This is a genomic window from Bradyrhizobium sp. TM239, from assembly GCF_036247985.1.
In the GTDB taxonomy this organism is placed as follows: domain Bacteria; phylum Pseudomonadota; class Alphaproteobacteria; order Rhizobiales; family Xanthobacteraceae; genus Bradyrhizobium; species Bradyrhizobium ottawaense.
This window is the reverse complement of sequence record NZ_BTIR01000002.1, coordinates 173921-195677: the sequence shown is the minus strand read 5'-3', so window position 1 is coordinate 195677 and position 21757 is coordinate 173921. Positions and strand designations below refer to the sequence as shown.

The window sequence follows — 21757 nt, the reverse complement described above, 5'->3', positions numbered from 1 at the left end:
ATGGTCTATCGGTTAGTCGCAACTTCGGGACAACCATGACATGACCAACAAGCCGATCGATTGGACGCCGGACCTCTCCCTGCCGACCTCCAAATCCACCGTCCAGCACTTCATCGCAAATGCCGGCGGCGACCGCCTGGAGATTGACACCACGCCCTGGGGCGAGGCCGATCTCACGGTCAACGGTCAGTCGCTTGCTCACATCGAAGCGGCACCGAGCGCCGGGGAGGCGTTTCGGGCGCTCGAAACGATCGCGGAAGATTTCGAAGCCGGCAAGGACGCGCGTCTTGATCAGGCAATCGAGGATGACGAGGTCCGCGAAAGGCTGGGTCTGACGCGTATCCAGGGCAGCCGCGGTCGGTGATATTGCCGCCGCGATGAGCGCGATCTGCGCGGGTCAAAGCGGAGCAAGGCGGATCCCCTAGGAACCATCACATCCCGCACGAGTTGGCCGGTCGGGCTGGAGGAAAGTCACACGAGGCCAACCGTGCAGCAAGACGTGCGCGTGCGCACCATCGCGCAGATCGCGGGTCATCCCATTCATCCGATGCTGGTGTCGATCCCGATCGCGTGCTTCATCGGGGCTCTCCTGACCGACATCGCCTATGTCGCCAGCGCCGAGATCATGTGGGCGGATTTTTCCGCCTGGCTTCTGCTCGCTGGCGTCGTCTTCGGCGTGCTGGCGGCGATCGCGGGCCTCACTGATTTCCTCGGCAACCGCCTGGTGCGGGCGCAGACGCCGGCCTGGCCGCATCTGATCGGCAATGCCGTGGCGCTGATCCTGGCCATCGTCAACGCGCTGATCCACAGCCGCGATGCCTGGACCTCGGTGTGGCCGACAGGGCTCGTTCTGTCCGTGATCACCGTGCTGATCCTGCCCGTCACCGGCTGGCTCGGCTGGGCCATGGTCTATCGCCACGGCGTGGGAGTTGCGCGATGATATCGAAGCTCGCCCGCGCGCTGGTGTGCTCGTTGCTGCCGTTGCTGGCCGGCTGCGACGACGGCAGCGGCGATCCCAAGGCGCAGATCGGTGCGACCCCAAAGCTACCGGACATCCAGCAATATCTGCTGCCGCCCGTCCACATCGCGCGCATCGTCGGCTGGAAGAAGGGCGAGACGCCCGCTGTGGCCGAGGGCCTGCAGGTCAAGGCCTTCGCGACCGGCCTGCAGCATCCGCGTTTCCTCTACGTGCTGCCCAATGGTGACGTGCTGGTGGCGGAATCCAAGGCGCCGAAGGGAGCGGGGATCAAGCGGCCCAAGGAGATCGTCATGGGCTATATCGAGTCCTGGGCGACCTCGGGCGGCAACGACACCGGGCCGGGCAACCGCATCACGCTGCTGCGTGACGGCAATGGCGACGGCGTGCCGGATACGCAAAGCGTCTTCCTCGACCATCTCAACTCGCCGTTCGGCATCGCGCTGGTGGGCAACGATCTCTACGTCGCCAATGCCGATGCGATCGTCAGATATCCCTACACGGACGGCGACACGAAGATCACCGCACCGGGCACGGTGCTGACGCCGCTGCCGGGCGGGCCGATCAACCATCACTGGACCAAGAGTCTCGTCGCCAGCCCCGACGGCTCGAAACTCTATGCCGGCGTCGGCTCCAACAGCAACATCACCGAGAACGGCATGGAGGCCGAGCACAATCGCGCGGCGATCCTGGAGATCGACCGTGCCAGCGGGCGCTGGCGCGTGTTCGCAAGCGGCCTGCGCAATCCGAACGGGCTCAGCTTCGAGCCGCAGACCGGCGCGCTGTGGACGGTGGTGAACGAGCGCGACGAGCTCGGGCCCGATCTCGTTCCCGATTACATGACCTCGGTGAAGGACGGCGGCTTCTACGGCTGGCCCTACAGCTATTACGGCCAGCATGTCGATCCCCGCGTCAAGCCGCAGCGGCCGGATCTCGTCGCCAAAGCGATCGTGCCGGATTATGCCCTGAGCTCGCATGTCGCCCCGCTCGGGCTCGCCTTCAACACCGGCTCCAGCCTGCCGGCTGCCTATCGCGGCGGCGCCTTCGTCGGCGAGCATGGCAGCTGGAACAGGCAGGTGCTCAACGGCTACAAGGTCGTGTTCGTGCCGTTCATCGACGGCAAGCCGAGCGGACCGGCGCAGGATGTCGTGACCGGCTTCCTCAACAGCGACAACCAGGCGCGCGGCCGTCCCGTTGGCGTCGCCATCGACAAGACCGGCGCGCTGCTGGTCGCCGATGATAGCGGCAATACGGTGTGGCGCGTCACCGCCGCGCATCCGCAGCTGACGCAACGTTAAGCCCGCCGGCGCGTTATCGGGACGACGGTTTCTGAAAGCCAAGCCAGGAGTTGGACAATGGGCCTTGCTCAATATGCCATCGTGCCGGTGCGGAACGAATGGGGCGTGCTGCACGACGGTGACGTCAAGAACACATACGCCACCAAGGAAGCTGCGTTCGAATCGGCGGTCGCCGCCGCATCCCTCGCGCTTCGTGAGGGACATGAAGTCCAAGTCAGCGTGCCCGGCCGCGAAGCCGGAGACAACGCGCTCGGCATCTAGCCATCAGACGATCAGCCGCCCGCGCCGCGCGGCAATCCCGATCGTGACCTCGGCACCCGCGTTGAAGTCGAGACGGTCGGCTTCGACGCCGTCGCTGAAGATGACGCCGTTTTCCGCCATCAGCGAGCGAATGCGCAATTGATCCGCCGAAGCGAGCCGGCCGCAGACGAGATGGGTCTGCGAATGGCGGCTGGGAAAGGGCTCTCGCACCGCAAAGCGCAGCTCGGCTGCGTCCCAGGGCAGGGCCTCGTAACCGGTCAGCGGGGGAGGCTGGCCAAAGCTGCCGGCAATGGCCAGCGAGCCGGTGACGATGCTCTTGAACCAGGCGGTCGATCCAAGCCCGGTCGAGACGATCAGGCCGCTGGAAGATTGTCGTTCCGTCGCCCCGCCGGCCGCAAGCTCGTAGATCGCGGAGACATGCGTGCGGGCGCCGATGAAGAGGTCGTTGACGGCGTAGAGCACCTGGCCGTCGTTGAGCCGCGCTTCGGCCATCGTCACGGTCTGGCTGCCGCGCTTCTCACTGGCGACCTCCGGCAGGAGTTTTGCGAGGTCACGCGGCGCAAAGGGAAGCAGGATGCCGTCGTGGCGCGCGGGATCCGGATTGAGCCCGATCAGCGGGTGGTCGTTCAGATATTTCATCGTGTTGGCGACGACGCCGTCCTGGCCGAGCGCGACCACGATGTCGTCCGGGCCGAACAGGAAGTTCGGCAGGAAGCCGCGGTCGACGACCTGATAGCGCCCCCATTGCTCCAGCACTTGCAGCGTCGTGTGGCGCTGCGCACGATAGACCTCGTGCTCGCGCTCATAGTCCGAGAAGTCGGCGCCGAGATGCTCGACGTAGAAGCGGGCCTGCGCCGCCGTCAGGTGGCGCGCGATCAGGTCCTCCAGCCTGGTCTTGCGCGTCACCAGCACCACCTTGCGGTCATTGGCGGCGGGCATTGGCGGCCTCCGTCGGCTTCGGCTTCTCCATCAACTGGCTGAGCAGGTCTGGCGAGACGTTGAGCTGGCCGATCTTCTCGGCCTTCTCGGCAATGCCGGAGAAGGCTTGCGCGATCAGCTGACCCGGCTGCATGCCGGCGGCGGCGAGCGCCTGGATCACGCGGGTGTCGACGCCCTCGAAGATCTTCATCAGCGCACCGACGCGATAGGCCTCGGCGTCGGCCAGCGTCCTGGTATTCTCGGCATTGAGGCCGACGAAATCCTTGCGCTTGCCCTCCAGCACGATGTCCGCGGCCATGCCGGCCTCGCGCAGCTCATTGCGCTTTGCCGCAACGCTTGCCTCGGCGTCCATTTGGGTCTCGCGAATCGACCGCTTCTTCTGCTCGACCGCGATCTCGGTGTCGAGCTCGCTCTCGCGAATGGCACGTTCCTGCTCGACGGCGAAGTTGCGCCGGGCGAAGATCGCTTCGTCCGCGTTCTTCAGGATCGCCTCGCGCGCTTGCGCCTCCAGCGCCCTTGCGGTGTCCGGAGTCGGCTTGATGCCGCGGATCGACACGCCGAGGATTTCGAGGCCGAGAGCGGCGATGTCGGCGCGCGCCCTCAAGCCGCCCGCGATGATGTCGGCGATGCGATCGGACGCCTGCAATGCGTCCCTCAGCGTCAGCTCCTTCACCGCTTGCTGGGCGAGGACCTCGACCGTGCCGAGAATGCGCTCCGGCAGCTTTTCCGGATCGTCGCTCCCGTAGGACTTGCCATCGGCCTTCAGCGTGAAGTCGAGCATCGATGCCGCCTTCTTCGGCTCGCTGACGCGATAGGTGACGTGACCCTGCACGGTCAGTGTCTGAAAGTCGCGCGCGATCTGCTCGAAGATGAAGGAGGCGTCGCGGCTGCCGATGGGCACGGCGACCAGCGTGGTCACCGGCGCGTAATAGAGCGCGGAGAGCCCGGCGCCCTCGGCGACGACCGCGCCGGCGCGGTACTTCATCAGATAGGTGGTGGGCTGGGCCTTGATGAACCTGACGCCGAACATGGCCGTCTCCAATCACTGACTGTAAGTTGGTCTGAGCAACTAAGTAAGTTGGACTGTACAACTAACTATGCTACTGTCAAGTTCGAACAGGGGGGGCTGCCGATGGCGGGCGAAGGTCGGGCTGAAGGGTCTGGTAAATCAGGGCAATTGGACTTCCCGCGACCCCTGACCACGGTCGATGTCGTGATCTTTACGATCCTCGACGACAGGCTTCAGGTGCTGCTGATGCAGCGCCCGGCCGGCGAGGGCGAGCCGTTTCCGCTCAGCTTGGCGCTGCCGGGCGGCTTCGTGGACGTCACGAAGGACCGCGATCTCGCCGCCTGTGCGGCACGCAAGCTGAAGGAGAAGACCGGAGTTACCAGTCCTTATCTGGAGCAGCTCGGAAGCTGGGGAAGTGCGACGCGCGATCCGCGCGGCTGGTCGGCGACCCACGCCTATTTTGCGCTGATCCCGGCGGACGCAAGCGTGCTGGCGAACGATGCGCGGTGGTTTCCGGTTCGAGGCGGACGGCTCAAGGAGAAGCTCGCCTTCGATCACGGCGAGATCCTCGCAACCGCGATCCGGCGGCTGCGCAACAAGGTGGAGTACACCTCGCTGCCGGCCTATCTGATGCCGGCGGAATTCACGCTGCCGGATCTGCAGCGGGTCTATGAGATCGTGCTCGACCGCCCGCTCGAGAAAAGCGCCTTCCGGACCCGGATCCTGTCGGCCGACATGATCGAGCCGGTCGCGAAGATGCGGCGCGGTCCCAACCGTCCGGCGCAACTCTACCGCCTGAAGAAGGGCGGCGAGCCCGTGTATTTCGTTCGGACGTTCAATCCGCCGGAATGAGGTCGTGCTCCGCTCTGCGGCTGGCGCCGCGGTGCCATTCGGAACCGGCATGCCCGTGGCCTCGGTCTGCAGGTAAGACATTGGTTGCCGGCGCGATCTGCGCTCGGCAGGCAGGCGAACGGTTGGAATGCGGTTCTTGAAATCTGACAGCAGGCTGATCGGCGTCCTGCTGGTGCTCGCCATCACGCAGCTGGTCGGATGGGGCACGATCGGGCTTCCTGCCATCGTCGGGCGCGATCTCGCAAGCGATCTCGGCATGAGCCTGCCGGCGGTGTTCGCCGGAACGTCCGTTCTCTACGTCTCGATGGGACTGTGCGCGCCGTGGCTGGCCAAATCGTTTGCACGGCATGGCGCGCGGACGGTCATGATGGTCGGCACGGTCGTCACCGTGCCGGGCTTCGTGCTGCTGTCCCTCGCGCGCGAGCCGATGCTCTATTTCGCCGCCTGGATCGTCCTCGGCATCGCCGGCAGCGCCACGCTGTCGACTGGCGCCTATATCATGCTGAACGAGATCGCCGGACGGCAGGCCAAGAACGCGATCGGGGCCTTGATGCTGGTGACGGGCCTGTCCAGCAGCATCTTCTGGCCGACGACGTCGTTCCTCAGCGGGCACCTCGGCTGGCGGGGGACGTGCCTCGTCTATGCCGCGATGATGCTCGTTGTCAGCCTGCCGCTCTATGCGTTCGCACCGCGCCGGAAGATCGCGGGGAATGATGGCGGCGAGCCGGTCAAGGCGTCACCGCCGCCCGCGATTCCGAAGAGCACCTTCGGCCTCGTCGTCGCCGCGATCACGCTCAACGCCTTCGTCAATTTCGGCATCAGCGCCGTCATGATCGAGCTGTTGCGGGCGGAGGGGCTGGCGCCGGCGCAGGCACTCCTCTTCGGCTCCATGCTGGGCGTGATCCAGGTCAGCGCCCGCGGGCTCGATCTCCTCGGCGGCGGGCGATGGGACGGGATCACGACAGGGCTCGTCGCGGGCACCGCGCTGCCCGTCGCGATGTTGCTGCTGATGCTGAGCGAAGGCGCGACCTGGGCGGTGGCGGTCTTCATCCTGCTCTATGGCGCCGGCAGCGGCGCGATGGCGGTGGCGCGGGCGACCATCCCGCTCGTGTTCTACGACCAGGCCGAGTTCGCCAAGGCGATGTCGATGATCGCGCTGCCGCTCAATCTCGCCTCCGCGATCTCGCCGCCGCTCCTTGTCGGGCTGCTCACCCAGTTCGGCAGCCGCGGTGCGCTCGGTCTCACTTTTGTCTTCTCCTGCGCGACGGTGCTGATCCTGGTCCTGCTCGGACGGCGGCGGCCACAAGCGACTGCGGCGGCCGTGACCTGAGCCGATGAGGCAATATTCGCGTCGCGGAAAGTTGCAGACGGGACTTGGCTCGCTGCCGAAGCTGCGGATGGCCGTATGCCGCCAGTGCAGTGCTCAAGGCGCCAAAATAGTGTATCCGCTAGGGGGCGTGGCGCGCTTTGAGCCGCCGCGCCAAGATCCAGTTCCCCGGAGGAAATCGATATGTCGGCCTTGCCGCTCTCAGGCATCAAGATCCTTGACCTCACGCGCGTGCTTGCCGGGCCTTTGTCGGCCCAGATGCTGGGCGATTTGGGCGCGGAGGTGATCAAGATCGAGCGGCCGGGCACCGGCGATGACGCGCGCGCCTTCGGCCCGCCTTACCTGACCGATCCGGAAGGCAAGGCCAACAACAACAATTCCTTCTATCTCTGCGCCAACCGCAACAAGAAGTCCGTCACGGTCAACATCGCCAAGCCCGAGGGGCAGGCGATCATCCGCGAGCTTGCCAAGGACGTCGACGTCTTCATGGAGAATTACAAGGTCGGCGATCTCAAGCGCTACGGCCTCGACTACGAGACGATCAAGGCGATCAACCCCGGCATCATCTATTGTTCGGTGACCGGATTCGGCCAGACCGGGCCCTATGCGCCGCGCGCCGGCTATGACGCCATCCTGCAGGCGATGGGCGGCCTGATGAGCGTCACCGGTCATATCGACGGCGAGCCCGGCGAGGGCCCGATGAAGGTCGGCCCGTCGATCGTCGACTACATGACCGGCATGAACACCTCGATCGGGATTCTCTCGGCGCTCTACCATCGCGACGTCAATGGCGGCGAGGGGCAGCACATCGACGTCTGCCTGTTCGACACCGTCATTGCGTCGCTGTCGCACTGGCTGCAGATCTATCTCGTCAACGGCAAGACGCCGCCGCGGCGCGGCACCTGGGGCAATGGCGGCATGCCGGCCGGCGTGTTCCGCTGCACCGACGGCGAGCTGATGCTGGTGGTCGGCAATGACGGCCAGTTCCAGCGCACCTGCGCCGTGCTCGGCGCGCCGGAACTGGCGACCGATCCGCGCTTCATCAAGAACAACGACCGCGTCGTGCACGGCAAGGAGATCATGGCGATCTTCGCCGGCCTGTTCCTGAAGCAGCCGGTGGCCTACTGGCTGGACAAGTTGGAAGAGGCTGGCGTGCCCTCGGGCCCGATCAACAATTTCGAGCAGGTGTTTTCCGATCCGCACGTCCAGTCGCGCGGCATGCGGGTGAAGACCGAGCACAAGTTCGAGCCCGAGCTCTCGCTGATCCGCAACGCGCTGACCCTGTCGGGCACACCCATCACCGAATATCGCGCCCCGCCGCTGCTCGGCGAGCACACGCAGGAGGTGCTCGGCGGCAAGCTCGGCTATGATGCGGGCAAGATCGAGACGCTGAAGCAGCAGGGGATCATCTGATCTCATGACCACCAAAACCATCATCACCTGCGCCATCACGGGCAACCTCACAAAGCCCGAGCAGTCGCCGTACCTCCCCATCACGCCCGAGCAGATCGCGACCTCCGCGCTGGAAGCGGCCGAAGCCGGCGCCGCCATCGCCCACATCCATGTGCGCGATCCCGCGACGGGGCGTCCCTCGATGGAGGTCGATCTCTACCGCGACGTGGTGGCGCGCATCCGCGCCCGCAACAAGAGTCTGGTCATCAACCTCACCACCGGTCCCGGCGGGCGCTTCGTGCCCTCGCTCGAAGACCCGCGCGTCGCCGGCCCCGGCACCACGCTGCTGCAGCCCGAAAAACGCGTCGAGCACATCGAGCTGCTCAAGCCTGACATCTGCACGCTCGATCTCAACACCATGAACTCCGGCGGCGAGGTCGTGATCAACACGCCGCGCAATGTCCGCATCATGGCCGAGCGGATGAAGGCGGCCGGCGTGCTGCCGGAGATCGAGCTGTTCGATAGCGGCGACTGCCATCTGGCGCGCGACCTGTTCGCCGACGGCACGCTGAAGGGGCCGGGCCTGTTCTCGCTGGTGCTCGGGGTGAAATACGGCTTCTCGGCGACGCCCGAGACGATGTTCTACGCCCGCAGCCTGCTGCCGCCGGGCGCGATCTGGTCCGGCTTCGGCATCGGCCGCGCCGAGTTCCCGATGGTGGCGCAGGCCTGGTTGCTCGGCGGCCATGTCCGCGTCGGCATGGAGGACAATCTCTATATGTCCAAGGGCGTGCTGGCGAAGACCAATGCCGAGCTGGTCGCGCACGCCGCGGGCATTCTGAAGAGCCTGGGAGCGAGCGTTGCGACAGCGGAAGATGCGCGCGGGATGCTGGGGCTGGCGTGAGGCTTGCGCGCCATCCCCAGATAATCCCGGTCCGTAGTCGCACAGGCTTCCGCTTCGCGCCCGACTCTGATTCGATCTCTCCAGTAATGTCGGGAGGGAAATGGATGTCCTACACGATCGGGTTCCAGGCCAAGGACCAGAAGGCAATTCTGGCGACCGAGGCGGCGACCGCCAATCAGGCCGTCGCCATCGTTGCCGCACTGCGGCAGAGTGCCGAGGAGATCAAGTTCATCCGCTCGCCGCAGGAAGGCGAGATGGGCATCGAGATGCTGCTGCTGCTCGCCAAGGAAGAGGCCGAGGAGATGCCGCAGCGGGGCTGAACCCGCCACGACCACACTTCGACGAAAAGCGAAACATGCCGGCTGAAAGATGATGTAGTCAGCCGTCAGTCCCGCTCGAACCGAAGGTGGCCGGCCATGAAACGCGAAGCGCTCCGCGTCGAGCCGATCTCGACGTTTCTCGATCGCCGCAACGCGCCGGTCTCGCCGGTCACGCTCGCCGGCAATATGATCTTCGTCTCAGGCCTGCCGCCGTTCGATCCGGACACGGGCGAGATCGCGCAAATGCCGATCGAGCGGCAGAGCGAGATCGTCATGGAGCAGATGAAGCTGTGTCTTCAGGCGGCCGGCGCCTCGCTCGACAACGTCATGAAGTGCAACGTCTACTGCACCTCGACGAAACACTTCGCCGCCTTCAACGCGGTCTATGCCCGCTATTTCCCGCTCGATCCGCCGGCGCGGATCTTCGTCTGCACGCCGGAATGGTTCGGCCCCTTCGACGTCGAGATCGACTGCATCGCGATGATGTGAGGCGAGGCATATTGCAGATCGGCAACACTGCGCCGCAAGATGGCCTGTGTCATTCGAGCGAATGACGCGGGCAGAGCGGGCTCCCCCTAAGCCTCATCCATCGTGACCGACTCGCAGGACGTGCGGGTCGATGGAGGGAAGGGGCACAGATGTCTTGCCGGATCGTCTTGAAGGAATTGCTCGCCGGGGCCGTTGCGACAGCAGGCATTCTCTGCATCGGTCTTGCCGGTGCGAATGCTGCGGATGTCGCGCCGCGATACACGAAAGCGGCGGCGGTCGCCGCGGTCTGGGACTGGACGGGTTTTTATGCCGGCGCCGATATCGGCGGGACCAAAGCCACGACGGGCGGACGTTCGAACTTCTTTCAGGACGATGACACGCCCGAGTTTGCCAACAATCCACAGCCGTCACCGGCATCGTCGACCTCGTCGGCCATCGGCGGCGTTCATCTCGGATACAACTGGCAGACCTCGCATTTGGTGCTGGGCCTGGAAGGCGATTGGCAATGGGCGTCGGCCAGGCACTCGTTCTGTCGCCAGACCGATATCGGGAGTGACCAATGCAGTGACGACAGCGGCAGAGGCTTCCTCACGCTCCGGGGCGAAACAAGAGGGATCGGAACCGTGCGAGGGCGTCTCGGCTATGCCTTTGACCGCATCCTGGTCTACGGCACCGGCGGGGTCGCGTTTCTTGATACGCGCGATTCGATCACCGCCGATTGTCGGGTCGCCGGATGCGCTAACTCTAGTGCTAGGAATCTGACCACGGCGACCTTCTCCAACGTCAGGACCGGCTGGGTGGCTGGCGTCGGCGCGGAACTGATGCTGTCGCCCAACTGGATCGTGCGGTCGGAATATCTGCACGTCGACGTCGGGTCTGCGACCGATACGCTCAATCTGGCTTCCGGGAATTGCCTGGGCGCGCCGTGCGGTGCATCGTGGTCGCGCAGCCAGCATTACGACATCGGCCGGGTCGGCCTCAGCTACAAGTTCGGCGGCGCCACGCGGATCGACTGATCTTGCCGATCGTTCAAGCCAAACTCGACCCGGCCTCTGGCCGGGTTTTCTGTCGAGCACGTGCTAACGCGCCGCCACCCTTGGCGCCTTCGCCTCGACCTTCCCCGCCGTCAGCGCCATCGTCGCCACGCTGACGACGCGGGCGACGACGTCCTCGACGTCGTCGAGATCGCATTTGCCTTCCGACAGCTTCGTCAGCCGCTCGCTTTCGCGGATGGTGTGGTGCGCCATCGCGAGCGCGAAGTTGAGGCCCCAGTAGATATCGACGTCGCTGCGGTCGGGCAGGGCGCGGCGCATCGCGCCTGCGAATTTGCGCAAATGGTCGATCTCGCGGTTCTTGATGCGGCGGATCGGCGGCACGGATTCGATCGAGGCGCGGATCATGAAGCGCGCCGCGGTGGAGCGCTGGTTCTCGGGCCCGAGGCAGCCGCGCAAGGTCGGCCCGACCAGCGCGTGCAGGATCACCTCGATCGGCGCGCGGCCGCCGCCTTCCTCCTCTGCCGCCTTCAATTCGCGCAGGCGCTCGCGGTTGGTGGCGATCGAGCGCGTGACGAATAATTCCGCGATCAGCTCGTCCTTCGAGCCGAAATGATAGTTCACCGCCGCCAGGTTGACACCGGCCTCCGCGACGATGTCGCGCAGCGTCACGTCGCCGAAGCCGCGATCGGCATAGAGCCGTTCGGCGGCGGCGAGAATGGCAGATCTCGTATGATCGCTGGCCATGGATGTCCCGGAGGGGAGGGAGTTGCAATTCAAACAGTTGTATGAAACTATCGTTTGAAGGTCGGGAAAAGTCAATCCGCAATCGGGACTCGTTCGCAACTCGCGAAGCCGGTTCCGAAGCGTCCGCAAGCTGCGCGCTTGCGGGCCGCGCGCAGCGGGAGGACAGTCCGGCGCAAAACAGGCTCGCGAAGCCAACAGGTTCGCAAGAGAGAAACGAGGAGCGTCCCATGGATTTCGATCTGTCCCCCAAGCAGAAGGAATGGCTCGACCGCGTGCGGTCGTTCATGGCCAAGCACGTGCGCCCGGCGGTGCCGATCTATGATCAGCAGGATCACGCCGGCGACCGCTGGAAGGTGATTCCGGTTCTGGAAGACCTCAAGAAGAAGGCGAAGGCCGAAGGCCTCTGGAACATGTTCATGCCGCCGAGCGAGCATGAGGACGACGAATTCCGCGGCGCGGGACTGACCAATCTCGAATACGCGCTGCTGTCGGAAGAGATGGGCCGCGTCACCTGGGCCTCGGAAGTGTTCAACTGTTCCGCGCCCGACACCGGCAACATGGAAGTGTTCATCCGCTACGGCACCAAGGAGCAGAAGCGCAAATGGCTGCGCCCGCTGATGGACGGCGAGATCCGTTCCGCCTTCCTGATGACGGAACCGGCGGTGGCCTCGTCCGACGCCACCAACATCGAGACCCGCATCGAGCGCGACGGCGATCATTACGTCATCAACGGCCGCAAATGGTGGTCGTCCGGCGTCGGCGATCCCCGCTGCAAGATCGCAATCCTGATGGGCAAGACCGATTTCAAGGCGGCCAAGCATCAGCAGCAGTCGCAGATCCTGATTCCGCTCGACACCCCCGGCATCAAGGTCGAGAAGATGCTGCCGGTGTTCGGCTTCGACGACGCCCCGCACGGCCACGCCCAGGTGCTGCTCGACAACGTCCGGGTGCCGAAGGAGAACATCCTGCTCGGCGAAGGCCGCGGCTTCGAGATCGCGCAGGGCCGGCTCGGCCCGGGCCGCATCCATCACTGCATGCGCACCATCGGCAAGGCCGAGGAGGCGCTGGAGAAGATGGTGAAGCGGCTCACTTCGCGCACCGCCTTCGGCAAGAAGATCGTCGAGCACAGCGTGTGGGAGCAGCGCATCGGCGATGCCCGCACCAACATCGAGATGACCCGGCTGCTGTGTCTCAAGGCCGCCGACATGATGGACAAGGTCGGTAACAAGACCGCGCAGGCCGAGATCGCCATGATCAAGGTCGCAGCGCCCAACATGGCGCTGAAGATCATCGATGAGGCGATCCAGGCCTTTGGCGGCGCCGGTGTCTCGGATGAGGCGGGCCTTGCCAAAGACTACGCCCACATCCGTACCCTCAGGCTGGCCGACGGTCCGGACGAGGTGCACAATCGCGCCATTGCCAGACTTGAGGTTCGGAAGTATGCAAACTCTCCCAGTCATTAAAAGGGAGAGCCCTGCGGCGCTCCCGATCTGAAGAAACGACAGGGCATGATCCGATCTGGGTGACCGCTTGACGCAAGTGCGTCGGCGGTTACCCATTAGGATCGTGCTTCGACTGAAGAGGGAGCGTCATGGCTGACGGCGTCAGGAAAGACGAAGAGTTCTCGGGCACCAAGCCGGTCGAGGAGCGTCATCGTATCGACGAGATGCGGCTCGAAGCCTGGATGCGCGACAACGTCGAAGGCTATGAGGGTCCGCTGGTCGTCCTGCAATTCAAGGGCGGCCAGTCCAATCCGACCTATCGGCTGAACACGCCGAAGCGCTCCTACGTGATGCGCCGCAAGCCGTTCGGAAAATTGCTGCCCTCGGCGCATGCGGTCGATCGCGAATATCGCGTAATCGCAGCGCTCGGCAAGCAGGGTTTCCCGGTCGCGCACGCCTATGCGCTGTGCCAGGACGATAACGTCATTGGGGCTGCCTTCTACATCATGTCGATGGAGGAGGGCCGGGTGTTCTGGGATCCGACGCTGCCGAGCCAGGATGGCGATGCGCGGCGCAAGATCTTCACCAGCAAGATCGAGACGCTGGCGAAACTCCACATGTACGATCCCACGGCGATCGGGCTCGGCGAGTTCGGCAAGCCCGGCAATTATTTCGCGCGCCAGATCGACCGCTGGACCAAGCAGTATCGCGCGTCGGAGACGCAGCACATTCCCGAGTTCGAGAAGGTCGCCGAATGGCTGCCCAGGACCGTGCCGGAGCAGGCGCGCGTCTCGATCGTCCACGGCGACTATCGTCTCGACAACATGATTTTCCACGCGACGGAACCGCGCGTGCAGGCCGTGCTGGACTGGGAGCTGTCGACGCTCGGCGATCCCATGGCCGACTTCACCTATCTGCTGATGCAGTGGATCATGCCGGGCCTTGAGGGCGCCGACCTCAAGGCACTCAACATCCCGAGCGTGGAGGAAGCCGCGCAGATCTATTGCAACGTCACCAAGATGACGGTGCCTGATCTCAACTGGTACTTCGCCTACAATTTGTTCCGCCTCGCCGGCATCACCCAGGGCATCGCCGGCCGCGTCCGCGACGGCACCGCCGCCAACGCCAAGGCCCTGGAGTCCGCCAAGCGCACCGTGCCGCTGTCAAAGGCCTCGTGGGACTACGCGCAAAAGGCCGGCGCGGTGTAGGAATGACGAAGGCGCGGCCGATGTGGCCGCGCTTTTTGTTTGTTGCGACGCCGCTTCCACTTACTCGGTGTCGTAGCCCGGGTGAGCGTAGCGATACCCGGGACGGTGCTCCCGCATATCGCTTCGCTTATGCGGGCTACGACGCGTTCCCACACTCGGTGTCATTGCCCGCGAAAGCGGGCAATCTAGTATTCCAGAGGCCGCAGTGCTTGAATCGAAAAGCCGCGGCGTACTGGATGCCCCGGTCAAGCCGGGGCATGACGGCGTAGCCCGGATGAGCGAAGCGATATCCGGGGCAGATGCTCCCGCATGTCGCTTCGCTTATGCGGGCTACGGGCAGCTCTCGTAGGGTCGGCAAAAGCGCGTAGCGCTGTGCCCACCATCCGTCGGCGTTCGCGGGCAGAGTGGTGGGCACGCTTCGCTTTGCCCACCCTGCGGCAGCGGCGCCTGCGGCTACGCCTTCACACAATGCGCGATCAGCCTCTCCACGAAGCCTGCGCATTTCTCCAGCTCGGCCATCTCGACGAACTCGTCCGGCGTGTGCGCCTGCGCGATGGCGCCGGGGCCGATCACCACCGAGGGGATATCGGCCATGCTGGCGAACAGGCTCGCTTCGGTGCCGAAGGCGACCTTGGCGTGGTCGTTGCGCCCTGCAAGGCTCTTGGCGAGCGTGACGATCGCGGCATCGGCTGCGGTGTCGAGCGCGGGGTAGTCGAGGATCTCCTCGAAATCGATGCCGCACTCCGGATGCTGTTTCTTCATCGCCGGTTCGAGCTCGGCCCTGGCCCAGGCGACGATGGCGTCCGTCACCTCCCTGGACTCGGTGATGCCGATGCCGCGGCACTCGAAGTCCACCGTGCAGGTGTCGGGCACGATGTTCAGCGCGGCGCCGCCATGCACGATGCTGGTGAGCAGCGTCGAGTGTGGCACGTCGTAGAGGCTGTTGCGCTCGGCTTCTTTTGCAAGCGCCACGGCGCGGCGGCGGATCTCGACGATCAGCTCGGCGGCGTATTCGATCGCGTTGACGCCGTCGGGTGCGATCGAGGAGTGGCGCGCGAGCCCGCGAAACGTCGCGCGCACGCCGTGCTTGCCCTTGTGGCCGATGATGACCTTCATCTCGGTCGGCTCGCCGATGAAGGCGCCGAGCGGCTTGACCGTCTTCTTGGCGACCTCGCCGAGCATCGGCCGCACGCCGACGCAGCCGATCTCCTCGTCATAGGAGATCGCGAGATGAATCGGCGTCGTGAGCCTGGCCTCCACCATCTCCGGCACCATGGCGAGGCACACCGCGACAAAACCCTTCATGTCGGTGGTGCCGCGGCCATAGAGCTTGCCGTCGCGCTCGACGAGCTTGAAGGGATCGTGGCTCCAGTCCTGGCCCACCACGGGCACGACGTCGGTATGGCCCGACAGCACCAGGCCCGGCCGGTCCTCGGGGCCGATCGTGACCCAAAGCGAGGCCTTCTGCCCGGTCGCGTCGGTGATGCGCTCGCCCTTGACGCCGAACGCGGCGAGGTAGCTCTCGATATGGGCAATCAGGGGCAGGTTGGTGCGGTCGCTGACGGTGTCGAAGCCGACGAGGTCGGCGAGGATCTTGCGAATCCGGTCGGGTCTTGGGTCCAGCATTCTCGGGATCATGTGATGGGAGGAGTGGCTCTGCGGCCTGCACGAACCATACCAACGGAAGGGCATGATGCGCAAACGGGCCGGGCCGGGCGGTCGAGCCAGATCATCCGGCTTGGTGCCTCAGTTCTTCTGGGTCGCGTTCTTCCTGGCCGGAGCGGGGGGCGGCGCGGCGGCGGTTTCCGGCGGCGCCTGCGGCGTTGCGACCGAGATGCCGTAGGGTCGCCACTGGTTGCCGACGTTCTGGAAGGTGAGGTCGAAATTGATCTGGAGCGGACGCGTCGGGAAGAACCCCGTCAGGCGCAGCATCTTGCTGGGGTCGAGATAGGGCGGTGTCGAGAGCTGCGGCGCGGCCAGCGCCACCGAGAACAGGTCGAAATTCCGTCGGCGCAGGTCGGTGAATCCAAGCGCGAGATCGGCGGCGGTGTTCTTGGCCTGGAAATCGGGCGCGGCGAGATCGCGCAGCACCGAATAGTTCCCGCTGCGGTTGGCGTCGTTCAGTGTCAGCAGCGTCGAGCGGACCAGATAGAGGGCCTGTTCGGGGGTGACGGGAAGCTGCGGCTGCTGCTTGGTGGCAGCCTTGTCGTCCTCGGCGCTGATCGGGTTCATCACCACCGGCGACAAGGCAATCACCACGCCCAGCACGAGGCCGAGGCATTTTCGCAAGCGCATGGCCAGATCCGGCGTCACCATCCGGGCCGGTCTCCGTCCCGCGCGCCGAATCCCATCAATCCAGGTCGGGCACCCACACCCGAGCCCATGAAAGCGTGCATCACCATTCCTCAAACCAATCCGAGCCAACGACACTAGCGGTTCGATCGAACGGAATCTGTCACTGTCCGGCAACATCCGGACATTCGAAATTGTCGTGGCCGCCATCGGGCGGTAACATCGTCCTTAGTTCAGCGTCCACGACGCGCCGGCCCGCACGCCGACGGCGCCTTGCTGCGCGGCCGTGAACGCGGCGTTGAAGCGCATGGAGTCCGAATAGGAATAGCCGAGGCCGACCGCGAGGCCGGATTGCCCCTGGAAATTGCCGAAGCCGCCGGCGATCGAGACCTTGCCGGGGCGGGGATCGAATTGCAGGCCGGAGGCCGCGAGTGCGAGCGCGACGCCGCCCCGCGATTCCCGGGTCAAATTGTCGACGCGATTGCTCAGCGTCGCCAATTGAGCGTTGACCCCGTTGATGTCCGCAGCCGACGCGAGCCCGAGGCTCGCAAGCGTCGTCGTCGCAAGGTTGCCCGCGGCATCGGACGTCACGAGCTGGGGCGGCCCCGATTGCGCCGCCTTGCTCGCCGCGGAGCTGATGCCGCTCATCGTGTAGGTGCTGCCGGCGGTGCCGACCACGACCTGGTTGGCGCGCGTCGTGGTCGCGCCGCTGCCGATCGCGACGGAATTGTCGAAATTCGCGCTGGCGCCCGTCCCCATGGCAATCGCGTTCGCTCCGGCGACGGCCGTGCCGTTGCCGATCGCGACGGCGGCGGCGCCGGAGACCGAGCTGTTATTGCCCATGACGATCGCGTTGGTCGCATTCACGGCGTTGCCGCTGCCGAACACGGAAGAGCCCGCTGCGCTGGAGGTGGCTGCGATGGCGTTGTTCGAGCCGACAAGCTGGATGTTGTCGCCGCGGCCTGCCGTATTGGACCCGTTCACAATGTTGTTGTCCCCGAGCACGAAAGAGCCGTTGCCATTGACGGTGTTGGGATCGCCGATCGCGAAGGTGCCGTTGCCGTTGACGGTCTGTCCGGTACCGAACGCGCCGCTGTTGTTGCCGGTCACGCTGTTGTTGGATCCCACGGCAGTGCTGTTGTTGCCATTGGCGACCGTACTCTGGCCGAACGCCGCGCCTTGACTGCCGAGGGCCTGGACGCCGCTGCCGAACGCCGAGGAGTTCGCACCGGTTGCGACCGACCCGTTGCCTACCGCCGTGTTGGATACGCCGTCGCCGCTTGCATTGGCATTGCTGCCGAACGCGACATTGGCGCTTACGTTGCCGTTCGCGTTGGCGCCTGATCCCACGGCATTGTTTTGGCTGTGGTTGCCGTTGGCTGCGGCATTGAAGCCGATGGCGGTATTGGTGTTGGTCCCGAAACCCGAGCCGGTGAAGCTCCCGGTGCCGGTCGCGGATGCGCCGCTTCCGATCGCGATGTTGGATGCGATTGATCCCGACGCGTTGGGAGCCCCGGCCATGAAGCTGCTTCCGCCGATCGCAACGTTTTGGCCGAAGCCGGCGCCGACGTCCGTTGCTTGGGCACCGAAGCCAAGGGCTACGTTTGCCGAAACGATGCCACTCGCGCTGCTGGCCGATCCCACCGCAAGGTTGTTGCTGCCGTTGCCGCTTGCGTTTGCGCCGGCCGCGACACCGTTCGAATCGGCGCCGCCGATTGCGATGTTGTGAATGATCTGAAGTCCAGCGGTAATGCCGCCGCTGGCGTTCGCTGAGTTGCCGAGCGCGATGTTTGCGGCATCCAGGACGGAGTTGGCGTTGGCATTGTGGCCGCACGCCATGTTGCCGGTGCCTCCGCCAGAGAAGCCGCCTTGCCCCGTTCCGTCAGTGCTTTGGCAGACGAATTGCGCCGCGGCAGGGCGCTCGCCAACCAGAAGACAAAGGGCCGACAGTGCGATGGCCGCAACGACGCGCGTCTTGCGCGTCGCTCCCGATCGCGGGCGCGCCGGCGCGCGGGACGTAGCATTCGCCTCTGCATGACCCACTGGCAGTCTCGCCCAGTCCAACATCATATTGCTCGTGCCTGTACCCGCCGGAGAGGCATCGTCGCGCCCGGCGGCGGGTCGTGACGCGATTTTTCCCCGCATCGGGCCGGCGCCTCCAAAATGCATTGATTTGCAGCGGCCCACTTTATGGGAGCTGCCGCGCAGGCTCTACCGCTTGGCACGCAACCACATTGCGTCTATTGCAAATCATTGCTGGAAGATGCGTCATTCCTCTTCCGGGTTATTTTTTTGATTGCAACTATGAGGCGGGGGATGTCGGTCTTTCAGAGCCTGGTTTTCGATACGGCTGTGCTCGACGGCATTACCGATCCCGCGGTTCGAGCCCGCGTGTGGGCCGAGTGTTTCGAGCGGATCGTCACCGGCATGGACATGGGGTTCGCGGACGGCGATGCCCGCATCGTCGGGACGCACAAATTCGTCATGAACGAGACCGTCGCGCTCGGGGAGATGTTCAGCTCCTCCTTTATCGGCGCGCGGACCAAGAAGCACATCAACCGCGACGACGAGGACCATGTCTATCTGAGCTTCAACATCGGCGCGACCGCTCACATCGGCCGCCAGTTCGGGCGCGAGATTGGCGTCCAGCCGGGACAGGCGGGGCTTCTCGTGCTCGACGCGAGCACGGAGGCCATTGCCCCGAACAACGGCCATTGCATCAGCCTGAAATTGCCGAACGCGATCTTCAGGGAGTGGGGCCTGTCCCCGGTCGACCTGGCCTGTCGCCCGCTCGACTGCACCGGTGCGGACTATCAGCTCCTTACCGGCTATGCGCGCCTGCTGATCGCGAATGGGGCGGGGCTCGACGAAGGCAGCGCGGCGGAAGCGACGCGGCACCTGATCAAGCTCACCGGCCGCTGGCTCGGCGCCAGGGACGGCGTGCGGGGAGCCGACGGCGAGGAGGCGGTCTACCGCGCCCGGCTCGCCTTGGTCCGGCAGACCATCAGCAAGCAGGCGTTCGATCCCGAGGTCAGCCTCGAGCGGGTGGCGCGGCGGCTCGGCATGCCGTCCCGGACCGTGCAGCACATGCTGGCGAAGGCCGGCGAAAGCTTCTCGCAAATCGTGATGACGGCACGGTTGCGGCGGGCCCGCGTCCATCTGCTCGATCCAGTCAATGTCGATCTGTCGATCGCCGACATCGCGTTTCGCTGCGGCTTCCTCGACGTCTCGAGCTTCTACCGCGCGTTTCGCGCCGCCTACGACATCACGCCGAAATCGCTGCGCGAGCAGGCCGGGACCATTCCGCCGGAGTGAATTCGCTGGGGCGAAACCTTGGACCTGTAGCCCGGGTGAGCGAAGCGATACCCGGGACAGCTCGTGCTGTGAATCCCGGATGTCGCTTCCCTCATCCGGGCTACAAGACCTTGCGTTGCCTGACGGGCAAAACACGCCAGCCCTGGGTCAACGCGCTCGCCCGAAAATATTCCACTTTACCGAATTTCGGAAATGGCGTATGTGTCGCGGCAACCCGGCCCAAGGAAGAGGGGCGTATCGCGATCGTCACGAACGCGGGCCGGGCGGCGGTGGACGCAGGTGACATCGGCGCGATGGGTTTTGCAGGGCGGAGAGCCGTGAGCAGAACCGTCGCGCACACGACCGGTGTGATCCGCGTACGGCAAAATCGTGTGGTCCTGGCGCCCGGGGTCTGTGCGCCAAGTCTTGTGGTGATGGGTGTCGTCCAACCGGACGCATCCGTCAGCCATCCGCAAGGCGACGGGGGCAATAGTGCAACGCTCCCCGGGGAGATCACGACATAAGCCGTAAGCCCACTGCGCAGGGAAGGCCGGGATGTCCTGGCTACACCTGTATGCCGCTGTGCAGCTTCTTGTTACGCAGGATTCGCACAGTGGACCTCGGGTGCCAGCCGGCGCCCGGTCTTCCCTGCGCCCTCTTTCAATTGAGGGTGAATCGACGAAGCAAAGCTCGGGCGAAATGCGCCGCGAGGATGCGAAGGTGCGTCTGGGAGGCGTAGGATGGGTAGAGCACTCGCGAAACCCATCATGTTTCAACACGGGGGAAGCGTTGATGGGTTTCGCTGCGCTCTACCCATCCTACGAACTCTATCCAAGACCGTCACCCTGAGGTGCGGACCACGCGATGCAACGCGTCGCGTGGAGAGCCTCGAAGGGCGACAGCCCGGCTATATCTCGGCCGTTCATCCTTCGAGGCTCCGCATGCGATGCATTCGCATCGCACGCCTCGCGCCTCAGGATGACGGGACGGATACGGTACGGAGAGATTCTGGCTGGTTTGACTTTCGCACGAGGTCTCGTGCCCCGGACGCAGCGCAGCACGAAGTGGTGCGCTGCAGAGCCGGGGCCCATGCATCAGCAAATGCTGTGGCTTCCTGGGTCCCGGCTCTGCGCAGCAGCGTAAGAACGCTGCAGCGCGTCCGGGACACGAGACCGCCTTGTTAAACCGGCTTGCCCGTATACGGCATCGACGCGGTCAGGCCGCCGTCGACCGGGAACGCCTGGCCGTTCACATACGACGCCTCGTCGCTGGCCAGGAACAACCCCATCGCCGCGAGCTCGTGCGGCTGGCCGGGGCGCTTGAGCGGATTGAGCTGGCCGATCTTGTCCTGGGTGCCGCGCTCCTTGGCGCGGTCGAAGATCGGTTTTGTCATGCCGGTCTCGATCAGGCCCGGGCACACCGCGTTGATGCGCACGCCGGTGCCGGTGAGCGAATACGCCGTGGTCTGCACCAGGCTGATCACGCCGGCCTTGCTCGCGGCATAGGGATGCCCGCTGGCACCGGCCTTGAGGCCTGCGACGGACGCGGTCAGCACGATCGCGCCGGACTGCTGCTTCACCATGTGCGGCATCGCATGCTTCACCGCGAGGAACGGCCCGATCAGATTGACGCGCAGCACCTCCTGCCAATGCTCCACGGTTTGCTCGCCGAGCGGGACGAGCCCGCCGCTGACGCCGGCATTGGCCCAGATCACGTCGAGCCGGCCGTGGGTCTTCACCGCCTTGTCGATCACGGCGATGACGTCGGTCTCGGAGCCCGCGTCGGCGATCATGGCTTCCGCGATGCCGCCGGCCTTCTTCACCTCCTCGACGGTCTCCTTCACCGCCTCGGTGCGATCGACCGCGATCAGCTTGGCGCCTTCCCGGGTGAACAGCAGCGCGGCGGCGCGACCGATGCCGCTGCCGGCGCCGGTGATGATGACGGATTTGCCTTGCAGGCGGCCCATGCGTTTCTCCCTGTGGTGCCTCGCGCGACGCTTGCCGCGCGACGGAATTTCA

21 protein-coding genes are annotated in these 21757 nt (G+C 65.1%); 14 read left to right on the top strand and 7 right to left on the bottom strand.

All coding sequences use genetic code 11. The annotated features are described in order from the left end of the window. Nucleotides 1–40 precede the first annotated feature (40 nt). The 4 genes from AABA84_RS05205 (at nucleotide 41) to AABA84_RS05190 (ending at nucleotide 2535) form a co-directional block, all read left to right on the top strand. Nucleotides 41–364 carry a hypothetical protein gene (locus AABA84_RS05205; RefSeq protein ID WP_338306346.1) on the top strand — a complete coding sequence of 108 codons (324 nt, stop codon included), beginning with the start codon at nucleotides 41–43 and terminating at the stop codon, nucleotides 362–364. Nucleotides 365–487: 123 nt separating this feature from the next. Beyond that, on the top strand, nucleotides 488–940 hold the full coding sequence (locus AABA84_RS05200) for a DUF2231 domain-containing protein (RefSeq protein ID WP_338306345.1): 453 nt from the start codon (nucleotides 488–490) through the stop codon (nucleotides 938–940). Continuing rightward, entirely contained in the window at nucleotides 937–2274 is a 1338-nt protein-coding gene (locus tag AABA84_RS05195; RefSeq protein ID WP_338306344.1) for a PQQ-dependent sugar dehydrogenase, read from the top strand. The genes AABA84_RS05200 and AABA84_RS05195 overlap by 4 nt, the downstream gene beginning before the upstream one ends. Nucleotides 2275–2331: 57 nt before the next feature. Next, entirely contained in the window at nucleotides 2332–2535 is a 204-nt protein-coding gene (locus tag AABA84_RS05190; RefSeq protein ID WP_212249054.1) for a hypothetical protein, read from the top strand. Between the two features lie 3 nt (nucleotides 2536–2538). Here the strand turns inward: AABA84_RS05190 and AABA84_RS05185 are convergent, their stop codons facing one another. Together AABA84_RS05185 and AABA84_RS05180 are read right to left on the bottom strand one after the other, a co-directional pair. Then, nucleotides 2539–3474: a sugar kinase gene (locus AABA84_RS05185; RefSeq protein ID WP_212249053.1), complete on the bottom strand. Its 936-nt coding sequence runs from the start codon at nucleotides 3472–3474 to the stop codon at nucleotides 2539–2541. Continuing rightward, nucleotides 3458–4504, bottom strand: coding sequence for an SPFH domain-containing protein (locus tag AABA84_RS05180; RefSeq protein WP_338306343.1), 1047 nt, complete (start codon nucleotides 4502–4504; stop codon nucleotides 3458–3460). The genes AABA84_RS05185 and AABA84_RS05180 overlap by 17 nt, the downstream gene beginning before the upstream one ends. Before the next feature lie 102 nt (nucleotides 4505–4606). Between AABA84_RS05180 and AABA84_RS05175 the strand changes: the two genes are divergently transcribed. The 7 genes from AABA84_RS05175 (at nucleotide 4607) to AABA84_RS05145 (ending at nucleotide 10780) form a co-directional block, all read left to right on the top strand. Next, complete coding sequence (locus AABA84_RS05175) at nucleotides 4607–5335, top strand: NUDIX hydrolase (RefSeq protein WP_338311546.1); 729 nt, start codon at nucleotides 4607–4609, stop codon at nucleotides 5333–5335. A gap of 127 nt (nucleotides 5336–5462) precedes the next feature. Continuing rightward, nucleotides 5463–6665, top strand: coding sequence for an MFS transporter (locus AABA84_RS05170; protein ID WP_338311545.1), 1203 nt, complete (start codon nucleotides 5463–5465; stop codon nucleotides 6663–6665). 180 nt (nucleotides 6666–6845) lie between these two features. Further along, nucleotides 6846–8075 (top strand): CaiB/BaiF CoA transferase family protein, encoded by a 1230-nt coding sequence (locus AABA84_RS05165; protein WP_028141053.1) that lies wholly within the window; start codon nucleotides 6846–6848, stop codon nucleotides 8073–8075. 4 nt (nucleotides 8076–8079) lie between these two features. Next, nucleotides 8080–8955, top strand: a complete 876-nt coding sequence (locus AABA84_RS05160; protein ID WP_212249048.1) for a 3-keto-5-aminohexanoate cleavage protein — start codon at nucleotides 8080–8082, stop codon at nucleotides 8953–8955. A gap of 104 nt (nucleotides 8956–9059) precedes the next feature. Further along, on the top strand, nucleotides 9060–9275 hold the full coding sequence (locus AABA84_RS05155; RefSeq protein WP_212249047.1) for a hypothetical protein: 216 nt from the start codon (nucleotides 9060–9062) through the stop codon (nucleotides 9273–9275). A gap of 96 nt (nucleotides 9276–9371) precedes the next feature. Beyond that, nucleotides 9372–9764, top strand: coding sequence for a RidA family protein (locus AABA84_RS05150; protein WP_212249046.1), 393 nt, complete (start codon nucleotides 9372–9374; stop codon nucleotides 9762–9764). A gap of 167 nt (nucleotides 9765–9931) precedes the next feature. Then, the gene (locus tag AABA84_RS05145) at nucleotides 9932–10780 is read left to right on the top strand and encodes an outer membrane protein (protein WP_212249045.1); all 849 of its coding nucleotides are present in this window, start codon (nucleotides 9932–9934) and stop codon (nucleotides 10778–10780) included. Between the two features lie 63 nt (nucleotides 10781–10843). On the opposite strand, the gene AABA84_RS05140 is transcribed toward AABA84_RS05145, so the two are convergent. Further along, entirely contained in the window at nucleotides 10844–11503 is a 660-nt protein-coding gene (locus AABA84_RS05140) for a TetR/AcrR family transcriptional regulator (protein WP_212249044.1), read from the bottom strand. Nucleotides 11504–11730: 227 nt separating this feature from the next. Here AABA84_RS05140 and AABA84_RS05135 point away from each other — a divergent pair, with 227 nt between their 5' ends. Both AABA84_RS05135 and AABA84_RS05130 read left to right on the top strand, forming a co-directional pair. Next, nucleotides 11731–12966: an acyl-CoA dehydrogenase family protein gene (locus AABA84_RS05135; RefSeq protein ID WP_212249043.1), complete on the top strand. Its 1236-nt coding sequence runs from the start codon at nucleotides 11731–11733 to the stop codon at nucleotides 12964–12966. Between the two features lie 128 nt (nucleotides 12967–13094). After that, the gene (locus AABA84_RS05130; protein ID WP_212249042.1) at nucleotides 13095–14153 is read left to right on the top strand and encodes a phosphotransferase family protein; all 1059 of its coding nucleotides are present in this window, start codon (nucleotides 13095–13097) and stop codon (nucleotides 14151–14153) included. Between the two features lie 453 nt (nucleotides 14154–14606). On the opposite strand, the gene argE is transcribed toward AABA84_RS05130, so the two are convergent. From argE to AABA84_RS05115, 3 genes are all read right to left on the bottom strand, one after another. After that, nucleotides 14607–15779 (bottom strand): acetylornithine deacetylase, encoded by a 1173-nt coding sequence (gene argE, locus AABA84_RS05125; RefSeq protein WP_212249041.1) that lies wholly within the window; start codon nucleotides 15777–15779, stop codon nucleotides 14607–14609. Nucleotides 15780–15899: 120 nt separating this feature from the next. Then, nucleotides 15900–16448: a hypothetical protein gene (locus AABA84_RS05120; protein ID WP_246550393.1), complete on the bottom strand. Its 549-nt coding sequence runs from the start codon at nucleotides 16446–16448 to the stop codon at nucleotides 15900–15902. 225 nt (nucleotides 16449–16673) lie between these two features. Next, complete coding sequence (locus tag AABA84_RS05115) at nucleotides 16674–18284, bottom strand: YadA family autotransporter adhesin (protein ID WP_338311544.1); 1611 nt, start codon at nucleotides 18282–18284, stop codon at nucleotides 16674–16676. A 477-nt stretch (nucleotides 18285–18761) separates the two neighbouring features. On the opposite strand from AABA84_RS05115, the gene AABA84_RS05110 reads away from it, so the two are divergent. Then, nucleotides 18762–19760: an AraC family transcriptional regulator gene (locus AABA84_RS05110; RefSeq protein ID WP_338311543.1), complete on the top strand. Its 999-nt coding sequence runs from the start codon at nucleotides 18762–18764 to the stop codon at nucleotides 19758–19760. Between the two features lie 1159 nt (nucleotides 19761–20919). Here the strand turns inward: AABA84_RS05110 and AABA84_RS05105 are convergent. Further along, complete coding sequence (locus tag AABA84_RS05105; RefSeq protein ID WP_212249037.1) at nucleotides 20920–21705, bottom strand: SDR family NAD(P)-dependent oxidoreductase; 786 nt, start codon at nucleotides 21703–21705, stop codon at nucleotides 20920–20922. Nucleotides 21706–21757: the final 52 nt, after the last annotated feature.

Bases quoted from the DNA above. Each gene is read 5' to 3' on its own strand.
- AABA84_RS05160 (WP_212249048.1), top strand. From the start codon at position 8,080: ATGACCACCAAAACCATCATCACCTGCGCCATCACGGGCAACCTCACA.
- AABA84_RS05105 (WP_212249037.1), bottom strand. From the start codon at position 21,705: ATGGGCCGCCTGCAAGGCAAATCCGTCATCATCACCGGCGCCGGCAGC.
- AABA84_RS05110 (WP_338311543.1), top strand. From the start codon at position 18,762: ATGTCGGTCTTTCAGAGCCTGGTTTTCGATACGGCTGTGCTCGACGGC.
- AABA84_RS05130 (WP_212249042.1), top strand. From the start codon at position 13,095: ATGGCTGACGGCGTCAGGAAAGACGAAGAGTTCTCGGGCACCAAGCCG.
- AABA84_RS05180 (WP_338306343.1), bottom strand. From the start codon at position 4,504: ATGTTCGGCGTCAGGTTCATCAAGGCCCAGCCCACCACCTATCTGATG.
- AABA84_RS05175 (WP_338311546.1), top strand. From the start codon at position 4,607: ATGGCGGGCGAAGGTCGGGCTGAAGGGTCTGGTAAATCAGGGCAATTG.
- AABA84_RS05205 (WP_338306346.1), top strand. From the start codon at position 41: ATGACCAACAAGCCGATCGATTGGACGCCGGACCTCTCCCTGCCGACC.
- AABA84_RS05150 (WP_212249046.1), top strand. From the start codon at position 9,372: ATGAAACGCGAAGCGCTCCGCGTCGAGCCGATCTCGACGTTTCTCGAT.
- AABA84_RS05195 (WP_338306344.1), top strand. From the start codon at position 937: ATGATATCGAAGCTCGCCCGCGCGCTGGTGTGCTCGTTGCTGCCGTTG.
- AABA84_RS05190 (WP_212249054.1), top strand. From the start codon at position 2,332: ATGGGCCTTGCTCAATATGCCATCGTGCCGGTGCGGAACGAATGGGGC.
- AABA84_RS05120 (WP_246550393.1), bottom strand. From the start codon at position 16,448: ATGCGCTTGCGAAAATGCCTCGGCCTCGTGCTGGGCGTGGTGATTGCC.
- AABA84_RS05135 (WP_212249043.1), top strand. From the start codon at position 11,731: ATGGATTTCGATCTGTCCCCCAAGCAGAAGGAATGGCTCGACCGCGTG.
- argE (WP_212249041.1), bottom strand. From the start codon at position 15,779: ATGCTGGACCCAAGACCCGACCGGATTCGCAAGATCCTCGCCGACCTC.
- AABA84_RS05170 (WP_338311545.1), top strand. From the start codon at position 5,463: ATGCGGTTCTTGAAATCTGACAGCAGGCTGATCGGCGTCCTGCTGGTG.
- AABA84_RS05185 (WP_212249053.1), bottom strand. From the start codon at position 3,474: ATGCCCGCCGCCAATGACCGCAAGGTGGTGCTGGTGACGCGCAAGACC.
- AABA84_RS05165 (WP_028141053.1), top strand. From the start codon at position 6,846: ATGTCGGCCTTGCCGCTCTCAGGCATCAAGATCCTTGACCTCACGCGC.
- AABA84_RS05155 (WP_212249047.1), top strand. From the start codon at position 9,060: ATGTCCTACACGATCGGGTTCCAGGCCAAGGACCAGAAGGCAATTCTG.
- AABA84_RS05140 (WP_212249044.1), bottom strand. From the start codon at position 11,503: ATGGCCAGCGATCATACGAGATCTGCCATTCTCGCCGCCGCCGAACGG.
- AABA84_RS05115 (WP_338311544.1), bottom strand. From the start codon at position 18,284: ATGGCGTGCGGCCACAATGCCAACGCCAACTCCGTCCTGGATGCCGCA.